This is a genomic window from Mycobacterium sp. NPDC048908, from assembly GCF_043197955.1.
Taxonomy (GTDB): domain Bacteria; phylum Actinomycetota; class Actinomycetes; order Mycobacteriales; family Mycobacteriaceae; genus Mycobacterium.
Map to the genome: position 1 here is coordinate 60,751 of NZ_JBICUE010000025.1, position 12,996 is coordinate 73,746.

Annotated in this window: 14 protein-coding genes and 1 riboswitch; of the genes, 2 read left to right on the forward strand and 12 right to left on the reverse strand. The window is 66.6% G+C overall.

Features of this window, described 5'->3' with window-relative positions; genetic code table 11:
* The first annotated feature begins 101 nt into the window (after positions 1–101).
* Complete coding sequence (locus tag ACGFK1_RS31990; protein WP_393439519.1) at positions 102–290, forward strand: LysM peptidoglycan-binding domain-containing protein; 189 nt, start codon at positions 102–104, stop codon at positions 288–290.
* Positions 284–484 (forward strand): LysM peptidoglycan-binding domain-containing protein, encoded by a 201-nt coding sequence (locus ACGFK1_RS31995; protein ID WP_393439522.1) that lies wholly within the window; start codon positions 284–286, stop codon positions 482–484. The genes ACGFK1_RS31990 and ACGFK1_RS31995 overlap by 7 nt, the downstream gene beginning before the upstream one ends.
* Here ACGFK1_RS31995 and gcvP read toward each other — a convergent pair.
* From gcvP to ACGFK1_RS32055, 12 genes are all read right to left on the reverse strand, one after another.
* Entirely contained in the window at positions 481–3,312 is a 2,832-nt protein-coding gene (gcvP, locus tag ACGFK1_RS32000) for an aminomethyl-transferring glycine dehydrogenase (protein WP_393439525.1), read from the reverse strand. The genes ACGFK1_RS31995 and gcvP overlap by 4 nt on opposite strands.
* Positions 3,313–3,403: 91 nt before the next feature.
* Positions 3,404–3,502: riboswitch (glycine riboswitch) on the reverse strand.
* 102 nt (positions 3,503–3,604) lie between these two features.
* Positions 3,605–4,228, reverse strand: a complete 624-nt coding sequence (locus ACGFK1_RS32005; protein ID WP_393439527.1) for a MerR family transcriptional regulator — start codon at positions 4,226–4,228, stop codon at positions 3,605–3,607.
* Between the two features lie 196 nt (positions 4,229–4,424).
* Positions 4,425–4,919 carry a bifunctional nuclease family protein gene (locus tag ACGFK1_RS32010; RefSeq protein WP_067800820.1) on the reverse strand — a complete coding sequence of 165 codons (495 nt, stop codon included), beginning with the start codon at positions 4,917–4,919 and terminating at the stop codon, positions 4,425–4,427.
* A gap of 60 nt (positions 4,920–4,979) precedes the next feature.
* Positions 4,980–5,711, reverse strand: coding sequence for a MerR family transcriptional regulator (locus tag ACGFK1_RS32015; protein WP_393439530.1), 732 nt, complete (start codon positions 5,709–5,711; stop codon positions 4,980–4,982).
* A gap of 3 nt (positions 5,712–5,714) precedes the next feature.
* Entirely contained in the window at positions 5,715–6,194 is a 480-nt protein-coding gene (gene garA, locus ACGFK1_RS32020; protein WP_393439533.1) for a glycogen accumulation regulator GarA, read from the reverse strand.
* 158 nt (positions 6,195–6,352) lie between these two features.
* Complete coding sequence (gene gcvH / locus ACGFK1_RS32025) at positions 6,353–6,748, reverse strand: glycine cleavage system protein GcvH (RefSeq protein WP_393439536.1); 396 nt, start codon at positions 6,746–6,748, stop codon at positions 6,353–6,355.
* 34 nt (positions 6,749–6,782) lie between these two features.
* Complete coding sequence (locus ACGFK1_RS32030) at positions 6,783–7,601, reverse strand: DUF881 domain-containing protein (RefSeq protein ID WP_393439539.1); 819 nt, start codon at positions 7,599–7,601, stop codon at positions 6,783–6,785.
* A 4-nt stretch (positions 7,602–7,605) separates the two neighbouring features.
* Complete coding sequence (locus ACGFK1_RS32035; RefSeq protein ID WP_067800834.1) at positions 7,606–7,938, reverse strand: small basic family protein; 333 nt, start codon at positions 7,936–7,938, stop codon at positions 7,606–7,608.
* A 24-nt stretch (positions 7,939–7,962) separates the two neighbouring features.
* The gene (locus ACGFK1_RS32040; RefSeq protein WP_393439542.1) at positions 7,963–8,865 is read right to left on the reverse strand and encodes a DUF881 domain-containing protein; all 903 of its coding nucleotides are present in this window, start codon (positions 8,863–8,865) and stop codon (positions 7,963–7,965) included.
* Positions 8,862–9,497, reverse strand: a complete 636-nt coding sequence (locus ACGFK1_RS32045) for a CDP-alcohol phosphatidyltransferase family protein (RefSeq protein ID WP_393439545.1) — start codon at positions 9,495–9,497, stop codon at positions 8,862–8,864. Before ACGFK1_RS32045 ends, ACGFK1_RS32040 begins: the two co-directional genes overlap by 4 nt.
* A gap of 9 nt (positions 9,498–9,506) precedes the next feature.
* The gene (gene secA2, locus ACGFK1_RS32050) at positions 9,507–11,831 is read right to left on the reverse strand and encodes an accessory Sec system translocase SecA2 (protein ID WP_393439548.1); all 2,325 of its coding nucleotides are present in this window, start codon (positions 11,829–11,831) and stop codon (positions 9,507–9,509) included.
* Positions 11,832–11,943: 112 nt separating this feature from the next.
* Complete coding sequence (locus ACGFK1_RS32055; RefSeq protein WP_393439551.1) at positions 11,944–12,777, reverse strand: GNAT family N-acetyltransferase; 834 nt, start codon at positions 12,775–12,777, stop codon at positions 11,944–11,946.
* Positions 12,778–12,996 lie beyond the last annotated feature (219 nt).

Sequence of the window (12,996 nt, forward strand, 5' to 3'; positions counted from 1 at the left end):
CGAGAAAAGTGGGTTGTGCACTTCTCGTGACCCACCGGCGCCCCGCCACGAACACTGTGGCCATCGTCCCGAGTGGGGCGACAGAAAACAGGGGGCCAACAATGGGGGCGAAATACCAAGTCCAGAGCGGCGACACACTGTCGGGGCTGGCGCAGCGGTACTACGGCGACGGGCGGCTGTGCACCGTGATCTCAGTGGTCAATGACAACTCCGATCCCGACAACATCGTTGTGGGACAGGAGCTGGAGATTTCGTACGTCATGTTCCGCTATCAGGTGCAACCGTGCTGATCCAGCCGCAGCTGAACGGCAAGCACACCGTGGCCGCGGGCGACACGCGGTGGAAGCTGGCCGAGGACAACTATGGCGACGGCGGTGCCGATCGCACACTGACCCTGGTCGCCGCGGCCGACTTCATCGACGCTCCCGACGTCATCACGGTCGGGCAGGTCATCCACTTCCCGTCGTTTCAACTCGGCCGCTAGGCGAACGCTTCGACCGGCGGGCACGAGCAGACCAGGTTGCGGTCGCCGTAGGCACCGTCGATGCGGCGCACCGGAGGCCACACCTTGGGGCGGAAGCCCTTACCGAGCGGGTAGGCCGCCTGTTCGCGGCTGTACGGGTGATCCCAGTCGGCTACCAGCAGGCACTCAGCGGTGTGCGGCGCGCCGCGCAGTGGGTTGTCGTCGACCGACCATTCGCCGGCTCCGACCTTGTCGATTTCGGCACGGATCGCGATCATCGCATCGCAGAACGCATCGACCTCGGCCAGGCTTTCGCTTTCCGTCGGTTCGACCATGAGCGTGCCCGCGACGGGAAAGCTCATGGTCGGGGCGTGGAAACCGTAGTCCGCCAAGCGCTTTGCCACGTCGTCGACGGTGACACCGGTGTCCTTGGTGATACCGCGCAGATCGAGGATGCACTCGTGGGCCACCATGCCGTTCTCGCCGGTGTACAGCACCGGGTAGTACTCGTCGAGTCGGCGGGCGATGTAGTTGGCTGACGCGATCGCGGTCAACGACGCCGCGCGCAGCCCTGCCGCACCCATCATCCGGATGTAGGCCCAGGTGATCGGAAGGATCGACGCCGAACCGTACGGCGCGGACGACACAGCGTGCTTGTCCGGGAGTTCCTCTGCCAGTGGGTGGCCCGGCAGGTACTTGACCAGATGCTCACGCACCGCGACCGGCCCGACACCGGGACCGCCGCCGCCGTGCGGGATGCAGAACGTCTTGTGCAGGTTGAGGTGGCTGACATCGCCGCCGAACCGGCCCGGCCTGGCCAGCCCGACGAGCGCGTTCAAGTTGGCCCCGTCGACGTACACCTGGCCGCCGACGTCGTGCACCGCTGCGCAGATCTCCGCGATGTCATGCTCGTACACGCCATGTGTCGACGGGTAGGTGATCATCAAGGCCGATAACCGATCCGCGTGCTCTGTGACCTTCGCGCGCAGATCGTCGAGGTCGACGTCACCGTTGGCGCGGCACGCCACCACCACGACGCGCATGCCCGCCAGCGCCGCCGACGCGGCGTTGGTGCCGTGGGCGCTGGATGGGATCAGACACACGTTGCGATCGGGTTGGCCACGCTCGGCGTGGTACGCCTGGATCGCCAGCAGCCCGGCGTACTCCCCCTGTGAACCCGCATTCGGTTGCAGCGACACGGCGTCATAACCGGTGATCGCGGTCAGCCAGGCTTCCAGGTCGGAGATCAGCTTACGCAGCCCAGGGTTGTCCGAGGCGGGTGCGAACGGGTGCTGGCGAGAGAACTCCGGCCAGGTGATCGGCTCCATCTCGGCTGCGGCGTTGAGTTTCATGGTGCACGAACCGAGCGGAATCATGCTGCGGTCCAACGCAATATCCTTGTCGGCCAGCGACCGCAGGTAGCGCATCATCTCGGTTTCCGTGCGGTACTGCGTGAAAGCCGGGTGGGTGAGGAAATCCGACGTCCTGGTCGCGATGTCGACGCGCGCCGGTTGCGCGGAAGCCAACCCCAAGGCTTCGATCACCGTCGCGACATGCGCCTCGGTGGTGGTTTCGTCGCACGACACCGAAACGTGGTCGGCGTCGACGCGCCACAGGTTGATGTCGTTGGCCTTCGCGGCGGCGATCACCTCGTGGGCCCGGCCAGGTACCCGCGCCAGCACGGTGTCGAAGAACTTGGCGTGCACGAGCGCCTCACCCAACGCACCTGCGATGGCCTCGGCGCGGGCATGGACCCGGCGCGCGATACCTGTCAACCCGTCGGCGCCGTGATAGCTGGCGTACATCGCGGCGATCACTGCGAGGAGCACCTGAGCGGTGCAGATGTTGCTGGTGGCCTTGTCCCGGCGGATGTGCTGCTCGCGCGTCTGCAGGGCCAGCCGGTAGGCCGGTGCACCGTCCGCATCTTGCGAAACGCCGACCAGACGGCCGGGCAGCTGCCGGGCATTTTTGGCGTGAACCGCCAGGTACCCGGCGTGCGGACCGCCGAATCCCATTGGCACACCGAATCGTTGGGTGCTGCCGAACGCGACGTCGGCGCCGATCTCGCCCGGTGGGGCGATCAGCGTCAGCGCCAGAAGGTCGGCGCCCACTGCGACGAGCGCCTTACGCTCGTGCGCGGCCGCCACCAGTTCGGTCCAGTCGACCACCTGGCCGCTGGCCCCTGGCAACTGGGTGATCACTCCGAAGAAGTCACCGTCGGGCAGTCCCGCGCGGAGGTCGGCCGTGACGATCTCGATGCCGAGCGGTTCGGCGCGGGTGGCCAGGATCGCGGCGGTCTGGCGGTACACGTCGGCGTCGACGGCCAGCCGATTCGACGGGCCCTTGACGGCGCGGTGCATCAGCGTCATCGCCTCCGCCGCGGCGGTGCCCTCGTCGAGCATGGACGCGTTGGCGACTTCCAGACCGGTCAGGTCGGCGACCATGGTCTGGAAGTTCAGCAGCGCTTCGAGGCGACCCTGGCTGATCTCGGGCTGGTAGGGGGTGTAGGCCGTATACCAGGCGGGATTCTCGAGTATGTTGCGGCGCAACACCGGTGGCGTCAGCGTATCGAAGTAGCCCTGCCCGATCATCGACACCGTGACGGTGTTGGACTCGGCCATGGCGCGCAGTTCGGCCAATGCCTCCTGCTCGCTGGCGGCAGGCAGCAGCTGATCGAGGCCCGGCGCGACACCGTCGGCGGACAGCGCGTCGAGGATGCCCGCGGGCAGCGCCTTGTCGGCCAGTTCGTCGAGCGACCCCACACCGATGGTCTTGAGCATGGTCGCCACGGCATCGGCATCCGGTCCGATGTGGCGATCGGCGAAGCTGGGCTGGTGATGATCGAACACTGACGTGTACTCCCGACGCGTCTGCGGCTGAAGAACCGGTTAGGCCCTCCCCCTCAGTCGTCGACCCGTAAGGACGGCTCCAGAGGCATCGGGGCCTTGTGCGGTCCTGGGTGCCTGAGAGGTTGACGGAGAGGTGTTGCTCCTTCGGCGCCCGTGGCTGGCGGTCACGGGACTCTCCCACACAAGGGCGATGCGCTAACTAGTTTACCGTGACCGCCCAGTGGCCACTTATTGCACGGTCACAAGCAGAGAACGTGTCATGACCGGCCGCTCGGCGAGCGGAACGCAGGCGTCAGCCGATCTTGCGGTCGCGGTGCTTACGCCGGGAGGCCAATTCGTCCTCGGGCGCGGCGATGGACTCGCCGCCGTCGGCGCGCTCACCGGGGAAGTCCGCGATGGCGCCGGTCAACTCGCGCATCGCGCCGGACACGGCGATGCCGAACACGCCCTGCCCGCCCTGCAGCAGGTCGACCACTTCTTCGGCGGAGGTGCACTCGTAAACCGTGGTGCCGTCGGAGAACAGCGTGATGTTGGCCAGATCGCGAACACCGCGCTGGCGGAGATGATCGACCGCGACGCGGATGTTGTGCAGCGAAATGCCGGTGTCCAGCAGCCGCTTGACGATCTTGAGAACCAGGATGTCCTTGAAAGAGTACAGCCGCTGGCTGCCCGACCCGGCTGCGCCGCGGATCGATGGGACGACGAGCGAGGTGCGTGCCCAGTAATCCAGCTGGCGGTAGGTGATTCCGGCGATCTGGCAGGCACTGGGTCCGCGATAGCCGACGAGTTCGTCAGGCACCGAATTGTCGGGGAACAGACCGGCCTGCACGGGTTCGCTGGGCACATCGGCCGTCGATTCGGCGGGCCCGCTGCTGGTGGACAGGTCAAGCTGTTCTTGACGTGGCTTGTCTCCCACTCTCGAATCCTCTCGCCGATCGAACTCGCGTCTGTGACCTGCATGGGTGCACGTTTGCCGAAGCTCGAATGTGTCGAGCATACGCTTTCCGTCGAGCCATTACTGCTCGTCGCGATCAAGTATGGCTGCCCGATTCACGGTTGAGAGAAACCCGCGCCGCGTGTCGGGCGGCGAGACACATCCGTGACAAACCGCTTTACGTCGCCTTGAAGTCGTCGGGCGACACGCTGTCGAGGAACTCCTTGAACTTTTCCACCTCGTCCTCGCGGACCGCCCCAGCGGCTTCCTCGTCGTTCTCGTCGGGGATGAGCAGGCCGGCCTCGGCCAGCACGGCTTCCTCCACGTAGATCGGCACGCCGACGCGCAGCGCGATCGCCACGCTATCCGATGGCCGCGCCGACACCTTGATGTCGCGGTCAAAGATCAGGTCGGCGTAGAACGTGCCTTCCTGGAGGTCGACAATGCGGACCTCCTTGAGCGAATGCCCAAGCGCCGCAATGACATCTTTGATCAGGTCGTGGGTCAGCGGCCGGGCAGGCTCGTGGCCCTGCTGTTCCAGTGCGATTGCGGCGGCCTCTGGTTGGCCGATCCAGATCGGCAGGTAGCGGTCACCGTTGGCTTCCCGAAGCAACAGCACCGGCTGGTTCTGGGGCTGCTCCACGCGAATGCCGACCACACGAACTTCACCCATCTGTGTCTGCCCTCCGCACGAAAAGAAGCCCGCCAAGAAGCCTTGAGCCGAGTCTAATCCTCAGCGATCCAGAACGTCGCGCACGGCGGACTTGATGAGCGACGTGTGCAATGTGATCGCCAACGCAGCCACCTCCCGGGCCAGGTCGTCGGCCCGGTCGCGAGCGCCCGCCTTGCCCGCCTTGACCACGGGGCCGGCGATCTGTGCGATCAGGTCGGACTGCCGATCGGCCGCAGAGCGGAACGCGCGCAGGTGTCTGGGTTCGACCCCGTACTCCGCCAGAGCCCTAGCACACTGCGCGGTCACCACAGAATTCTCGTCGAAGAAACCCGCCTGCCCTGGCTTGATCACGCCCGCCTTGACCAGCTCGCTCAGCAGGGCCTCGTCGATGCCCGAACGGCTGAGCAGATCCTCGCGACGCAACCGCACCTGGGGGGCAGCGACGCCGGAAAGCCCGTCGCGACCGTCGCCGTCGACGGAGACCAAACGCGGTACGGCGTAAGCAGATCCGCTGGCCGGCAGTTCGCCGTCCGGCTGCGCGTCCAGTTGCGCCTTGATGACCTTCAACGGCAGATACTGGTCGCGCTGGGCGGTCAGGATGAACCGCAGCCGAGCACAGTCATAGGCGGTGAAACGCCGATATCCCGACGGGGTGCGCTCAGGCGTGACCAATCCTTCTGCCTCCAGGAAGCGAATCTTGGAGATGGTCACGTCCGGGAAGTCCGGTCGCAGCAGATCGAGGACCGCTCCGATCGACATCCCAGCCAGAGCAGGTGTGTCGGGGGCGGTCATCGGCTAGCTTCCCGGCCCGCTGTCGTCGTCGCCCTTCGGCCCGGTCAGGAAGACCAGGCGGAACTTGCCGATCTGCACCTCGTCACCGTTGGCCAGCACCGCCGAGTCGACGGGCTCGCGGTTGACGTAGGTGCCGTTGAGGCTGCCGACGTCGACGACCTGGAACTCGCCGCTTTCCAGCCGGAACTCGGCGTGCCTGCGGCTCACCGTGACGTCGTCGAGGAAGATGTCGCTGTCGGGATGCCGACCGGCCGACGTGGTCGGCTGGTCGAGCAGGAAACGCGATCCGGCGTTGGGACCGCGCTTGACGACCAGCAGGGCCGAGCCCGCAGGCAGCCCCTCGACACCCGAGACCGCACCCTCGGTGCCGGCCGCGGCCGGAGCGTCCAGTTCGTTGAGGAAGTCGGCGCGGAAGACCGATGTCGTCTCCACGGTGACATCCTCGGACTGGTCAGCCCTAGAGTTGTGGTCCTTTTCCGTCACCCGCTGCTCCTCACTGGCTGCCGTGGCGATATCAGGCCGGGCCCCCCAGCCGTCATTACTCGTCTGGTGTTGACCGTACCGCGCAGTAGACATGATTGGGTCCACCACCGCCGGATCGGCCTGTGTTGGACTTTGGTCGCGAAAACCCTAACAACCCGTCATTCGGTGACGGTGGCGCGGTAGCCGTCCGCGTCCAGCAATCCCGTGAGAGCGTCGTCGAGCGACGAGCCCTCGATCTGAAGATCGACGAGCCATCCTTCGCCGTACGGGTCGGAATTGACCAGTTGCGGGTTTGCTTCCAGATCACCGTTGACGGCAACGACTTTCGCGCTGACCGGCGCGTAAAGGTCGGAAACCGACTTCGTCGACTCGACCTCGCCGAACGATTCCCCCGCAGTCACGTCGGCGCCCACGTCGGGCAACTGCACGAACACCACGTCACCGAGCGCCGACTGGGCGTAGTCGGTGATCCCGACCCGCACGGTGTCGTCGCCGGTGCGCTGCACCCACTCGTGTTCCTCGGTGTAGGACAGATCGGCTGGGATTTCGCTCACGGCGCTCCTCGTTATCGGCGGAAGGCAAGTGCCTTCATTTGACTGGCTGAGCGTATTGGCGTGGTTTCGGTTGCCGCAAGGCGGTCACGTCGACGCGGTCGGACTGTTGTACCGCCATCTTGCCGCCCACACGCTCCACGCTGTCCGTCGCGCCGCCAGGGATGTTCATCGCGGCGGCCAATGTTGGTGGATCACCAATGGCCAGAACCGAATACGGCGGGCTGAGGGTGGTGGTGTCGACGACGAGCGCACCGGGGTTGCCGACCACCCAGGTGTCGACCCCGACGCGAACCGCCGCAGGACCGGTCTGGCCGCGACCGCGGATCTCCATCGCCTCGGCGCCCGCGGCCCGCAGTTCGTTGATGACGTCGAGAACCGTTTCCGCGGGCACGCCGGGGGCGGTGTCCTCGATGGTGAGCGTCACGCCCGGACCCGTGGCCGCAACGGTGCCGATCAGGATCGACAACGCGCCTAGCCGGGCCTGAGCATTCTCGATCGCGGCCTGGTCATTGCTGCCCGACGCCTGCAACTCCGCCAGGTTGCGCTGGAGGTCAGCGACTTCGGTGTTCAGTGCCGCCTCTCGCTGCTGCAGCGAATCGAGCAGCACCAGCAGGTCTGCGGGCCGCGCCGTCTCCAGCGAGTCACCGGACTCCGTCTGCCGGGCTTGGGTGACGATCGCCACGCCGAGCAGCACGCACAGCACCACGGCGAGCGCCCCGAACATCAGCTGCGAGCGGCCCCTGCGCACCACGCCTCTGATCCCGCCCGCGTGCAGCTCGCCGATCTCCGGCGCGGGTTCATCGGCAGGCAGCTCGTGGCGGCCGTGGTGGTCAGATGCGGAGTGGTCGCTCATGAACTCATGCGCCGAACAATCTGCGCCGCAACGCGGCCGCGTTCCCGAAGATGCGGATGCCGAGCACCACGATGATCGCCGTGGACAGCTGTGTGCCCACGCCGAGTTGGTCGCCGACATAGACGATCAGCGCGGCGACCAATACGTTGAAGACGAACGAGATCACGAACACCTTCGAGTCGAAGATGCGCTCGAGATAGGCCCGCAACCCGCCGAATACCGCGTCGAGCGCGGCCACCACCGCGATCGGCAGATACGGCTGGATGACTTCGGGGACGCTGGGGTGAAACACCAGACCCAGCACGATCCCTACAACCAGTGCGGCGATTCCGATCATTATCCGATTAACCCCGTCCCGTCATTAGGGCCCAATCTGCTTGGCGAAGTTGACATCTCGGACCGAACCGGCGGGCAGCGTCAGGTCGTCGCCTGCGCTGACGTTGACCCCGACGCCATAGCTGGCCTCCAGCAACCGAAGTCGCTGCAAGCCCGGGCTGCGTTCGAACACGTCCTGCATGGCGTGCGGCGGGCCGATCGCGAGAATCTCGTATGGACTGCTGATCGGCTGATTGTCGACCAAGATGCCGCCGCCCGCCTGCCGGATCGTCACGTTCGGACCGATACGCACCCCGCCCACCGACACGGCCTCCGCGCCGCTGGCCCACAGCGAGTTGACGACCAACTGCAGATCGCGGTCGAGAATTACCTGCTGGCTGCCGGGTAGCCGCTCCTTCGAGACGTCGGTGAGGTCCTTGGACATGCCGGGATCGGTGACGGTGATCGTCAGGCCCGGTCCGATCACCGGCGTTGCGGCCGCGGCGAAGTCGGCCTTGTCGAGGCCGGCCAGAAGTTGCTGGCCGCGTTCGTCGCCTTCGAGTCGGGTTCGCCGCTCGGCGTCCACCTGGGTCGCCAAAGCGTTGCGGCGGGCGGTGGCATCGCCGGTCTCGGCCTCCGCAGACTTGACGCTTCCGACCAACACCCGCTGGGTCTCGCGAACACCCGGCGCCGTGGTGCGCGCCTGGGCGACCGCGGCGGCGAACACCGCGGCGATCAACAGCGCGCCCATCAGCTGCCAGATCCACGCCTGCCACCACGCGCGCGGGGTGCCGCCATCGGCCTTCGCCTGCGCGGCCGCGGCGTAGCCGGGATCGAGATGGTCGGTCAGCAGCGAGCGCAGCAGCGACGGCACCGGAATCGGCGTCGGCCGGTTGGCTTCGTGGGCGTTGCGCCCGGCTTGCGGGTCGTAGCCGCCGAGCGTGGTCACGGGTCCGACACCCTCGGCAGTCGGCGCACCACCATGGTGACCTGGATCAGATACAGCACGCCCGACCACAGGTACATGGCCATGCCCCAGATCAGGAACGCCCATCCGCAGGCGAGGACGACGCGGCTCCACAACGCGTCCCACTGACCGAGCAGGATCAGCGGGAAGCCCGACATGAGTGCGAAGGTGGCGGCTTTGCCGATGTAGGTGACCGGCAGCGCGGTCAGTCCTCGGCCGCGCAGCACCGGCAACGTCGCGGCCAGGATCACGTCACGCCCGATCAGCGTCAGCACGATCCACCACGGCACCGCGCCGTAAATCGCAAGTGCGACAGGCACGGTCACCATGTAGATGCGGTCGACGGCGGGGTCGAGCAACTCCCCCAGCCGTGATGACTGGTTGTCGACCAGGCGGGCGATCTTGCCGTCGGCCCAGTCGGAGAACCCACTGAACATCAGCACGCCGACGGCCCAGCCCCTGTGGTCGGCCACCAGCAGCAGATAGAGGAAAACGGGCACCAGCAGCAAGCGCAGCACCGACAACGCGTTGGGCACCGTCAGCACCCGGTCGCGCACGTCCGGCCCGGTCGAATCCCCGGTCGCCGCGCTTCTGCCCGCCGCTGCGCCCGCCATGGGCTAAACCTAGCGGAACACTCCCGGCAGACTCAGTGCCGACATGGACTCGTCTGCCAGCGGGTTGTCATGCACCATGTACGTCCACGTCGAGGTGGGTCTGGCCAGCTTCGACAGGTCGACGCCTGGCTCGTCCTCGATCGACGGCGCGGTCTCGAACGTCTGCTGGGCAGCCTCGATCGCGTCGGCGGCCAGCGAAGCGAATGCGTCGACCGCCATCCGGTGGAACTCGTCGATCGGTGTCTGATTGCCCAGTGCCCGAAGGTGAATGCTCTCGCGGATGTCAGCAAGGTACGCCAGGTGGTCGGCCCATCCGCGGTCCAGGTGATAGAGCATGATCAGCCGGCAGATCTTCTCCAGCTTCTCCTCGCCGATCTTCTCGACGATCTCCTCGTAGCGCTTCGGCGCGCGCTCGGCGAGTTCCTCCCGCGCGGTCGCGGTGCGCAACAGGGTCTCGCGGCGCTCGACGATGATCGCGCGCTGCTGGGCGATCAACTGGTTGTAACGCCAGTTGTTGGCGTGGATGTCGAGCATCCGGCCCTCCGCGACACGCTGCGCATGGTCCAGCAGCGCCGCCGCCTTGTTGCTGACGATGCGACCGTTCTCGTCGTACTGCATGGGCAGCTTGTTCGGGTCGAGATGGGCGACCACCACGTCGTCTTCCCAGCTGGCGAAGAACACCGATGAGCCGGGATCGCCCTGGCGTCCTGCGCGGCCGCGCAACTGGTTGTCCAGCCGCTCGGTGTGGTGGCGGCCGGTGCCGATGACGTGCAGACCGCCGAGTTCGGCGACCTGATCATGATCGGCTTCGTCCGAGCCACCCAGCCTGATGTCGGTGCCGCGTCCGGCCATCTGGGTGGACACGGTGACGCTGCCGAGCTTGCCCGCCTCGGCGATCACCGCGGCTTCCTCGGCGTCGTTCTTGGCGTTCAGCACCACCGCCGGGACGCCGGCCTTGACCAGCCGCTCGTGCAGTTCCTCGGATTCGGCGACATCGTGGGTGCCGACCAGGACGGGTTGCCCGGTTTCGTGCACGTCCCTGATGTGGTCGACGACCGCGTCGATCTTGGCGGCCGCGGTGATGTACACCCTGTCGGTGTCGTCCTCGCGAATGTTGGGGGTATTCGGCGCAATTGGCGACACCCCGAGCTTGTAGAACTGGCGCAGCTGCTCACCGGCGGCCAGCGCGGTGCCCGTCATCCCGCACACCGTCGGGTACCTGTTGATCAACGCCTGCACCGTGATGGTGTCGAGCACCTCGCCGGTCTCGGTGGTCTCGATGCCCTCTTTGGCCTCGACGGCGGCCTGCAAACCGTCGGGCCAGCGCTGCAACTGCGCGATGCGGCCGCGCGAAGAGTTGATCAGATGCACGGCGTCGTCGCGGACGATGTAGTGCACGTCGCGCTGCAGCAGCACATGGGCGTGCAGGGCGACGTTCACCTCGGTCAGCGTGGTGCCGACGTGTTCCTCTGAGTACAGGTCGATTCCGCCGAGTTTGGCCTCGAGTTTCTGGGCGCCGGTCTCGGTGAGGTGGACGTTGCGGTTGTCGGCGTCGGTGTCGTAATCCTTGCCTGCGATCAGCTCGCCGACCATCCGGATGATGTCCACCTTCGGCGTCTCCCGGTGAGAGGTGCCCGCGAGCACCAACGGCACCAGTGCTTCGTCGACGAGCACCGAGTCGGCCTCGTCGATGAGCGCGACGTCGGGGTTCGGCGAGACCAGGTCGTCGACGTCGGTGACCAGTTGGTCGCGCAGCACGTCGAAGCCGATCTCGTTGACCGAGGCATAAGTGACGTTGCACTTGTAGGCCTCACGCCGCTCGTCGGCCGTCGAGTCGGCGGTGATCCAGCCGACCGTCAGCCCCAGCGCCTCGAGCAGCGGGCCCATCCACTCGGCGTCGCGGCGCGCCAGGTAGTCGTTGATGGTGATCACGTGGACGTGGCGCCCACCGAGCGCGTAGCCAGCCGCGGCGATCGCACCCGACAGCGTCTTGCCCTCACCGGTGGCCATCTCGACCACGTCGCCGGCCAGCATTCGCAGCGCGCCCTGCAACTGGACGTCGAACGGTTTGAGCGTCGTGGTCCGCTCGGAGGCTTCGCGGGCGATCGCGAGGAACTGCGGGATGTCCGTGGACTCCGCGAGGTCGTCGAGGTTCAGCAGCGCGGCCGCCTTGGTCAACTGCTCGTCGTCGAGGTCGGCGGCCTTCTCATCGAACTCCGCCGACTTGCCCACCAGCGACATCGACTGCGCCTGGTCGCGGTCGGTGCTGGCGCCGAGCAGCCTCCAGAATCGGTTGCTGACACGACCTGAGGTGCGGTTTTTGGTCTTCGCCACACAATTACGGTACCTGCGCGTCAACTACCGCGTGGGCCCCCACGTGAGTAGGGCACGTGCGTGTCTGCCGGGCGACACGCCGCGATCCGCGGGCAGTCTGCGCACCGTCGCGTCAGTCGAGCGTGACGAAGTCGATCCGCACGCTGTCGGCGACCGGTTGGAAGCCGATCCGTTGGTAGATCGCGTTCGACGTCGGGTTCGCGAGGTCGGCGAATAGTACGACGTCCGGGGTGCCGCTGCGGTGGGCCAACCTGACCGCAGCGGCGGTGACGGCCGAGCCGTATCCGTGCCCGCGCTCGTCGCGCGGTGTGAACACCGGCCCGATCCGCGACACACCGCATGCGGGGACGCGCAGCATCGCCATGCTCACCGGCGTGCCGTCGACGTCCCACATCACGAACCGGTGGCCCGCGCGCTCGGAGCCGTCGACGAACTGTTCGGCACGGTCGTCTGCCTGGCCGAACGCGTCCTCGAAAAACCACTCCACCCATTGGACGATCCGGTCGCGGTCGCTGCCTGTCGCCGCCCTCGGCGAACCGGGGACACCGGCGGGCGCCTTCAACGTCCCCATCCGGTACAGCCGTTCCTCGGTGCCGATCGACATCTGTTGGCTTGTCAGCGCGTGCCATGCATCGGCAAACGCCGAGGCCGAGCAGCGGTCACCCCGCACGCCGCCGAGAACCGGACGCACGTCAGCAAGCTGGGCGACCACTGGGTGCACCGCCTCGGCCGGAATGCCGTTGCACGCCAAGGGATATGGCGGCGTCTGCAGAGCGGCGCCGATTGCGCTGCCGTGATCCCACACCGTCATCAGGAAGGTGTCGGCGGGCAATTCGGCGCTCGCCAGCAAGGTCAACTCGATGGTGTGTCGGACCGGGTCGCGACGATACAGCGCTTCCGCGATCGCGCGGAACTCGTCGAGTGACGAGTGTAGGCGGACTTCCACAGCACCAAGAATGGCCGTCAATAGTGAACGCGTCTAACGATTTATCAACCGCGACCGTGCACGTTTGTACGGATTTCGCGGCGTGTCGGCGGGCAGACACGCACACTCGCGCAAACGGGCTAGGTGTGATGTCCAGGGAGGTTGGTCAGTCGTGTGATCGGCGGCTGGCCTCCGATGGCGGAGTGGGCTCGGTGGTGATTGTAGAAGTGGAGCCAGCCC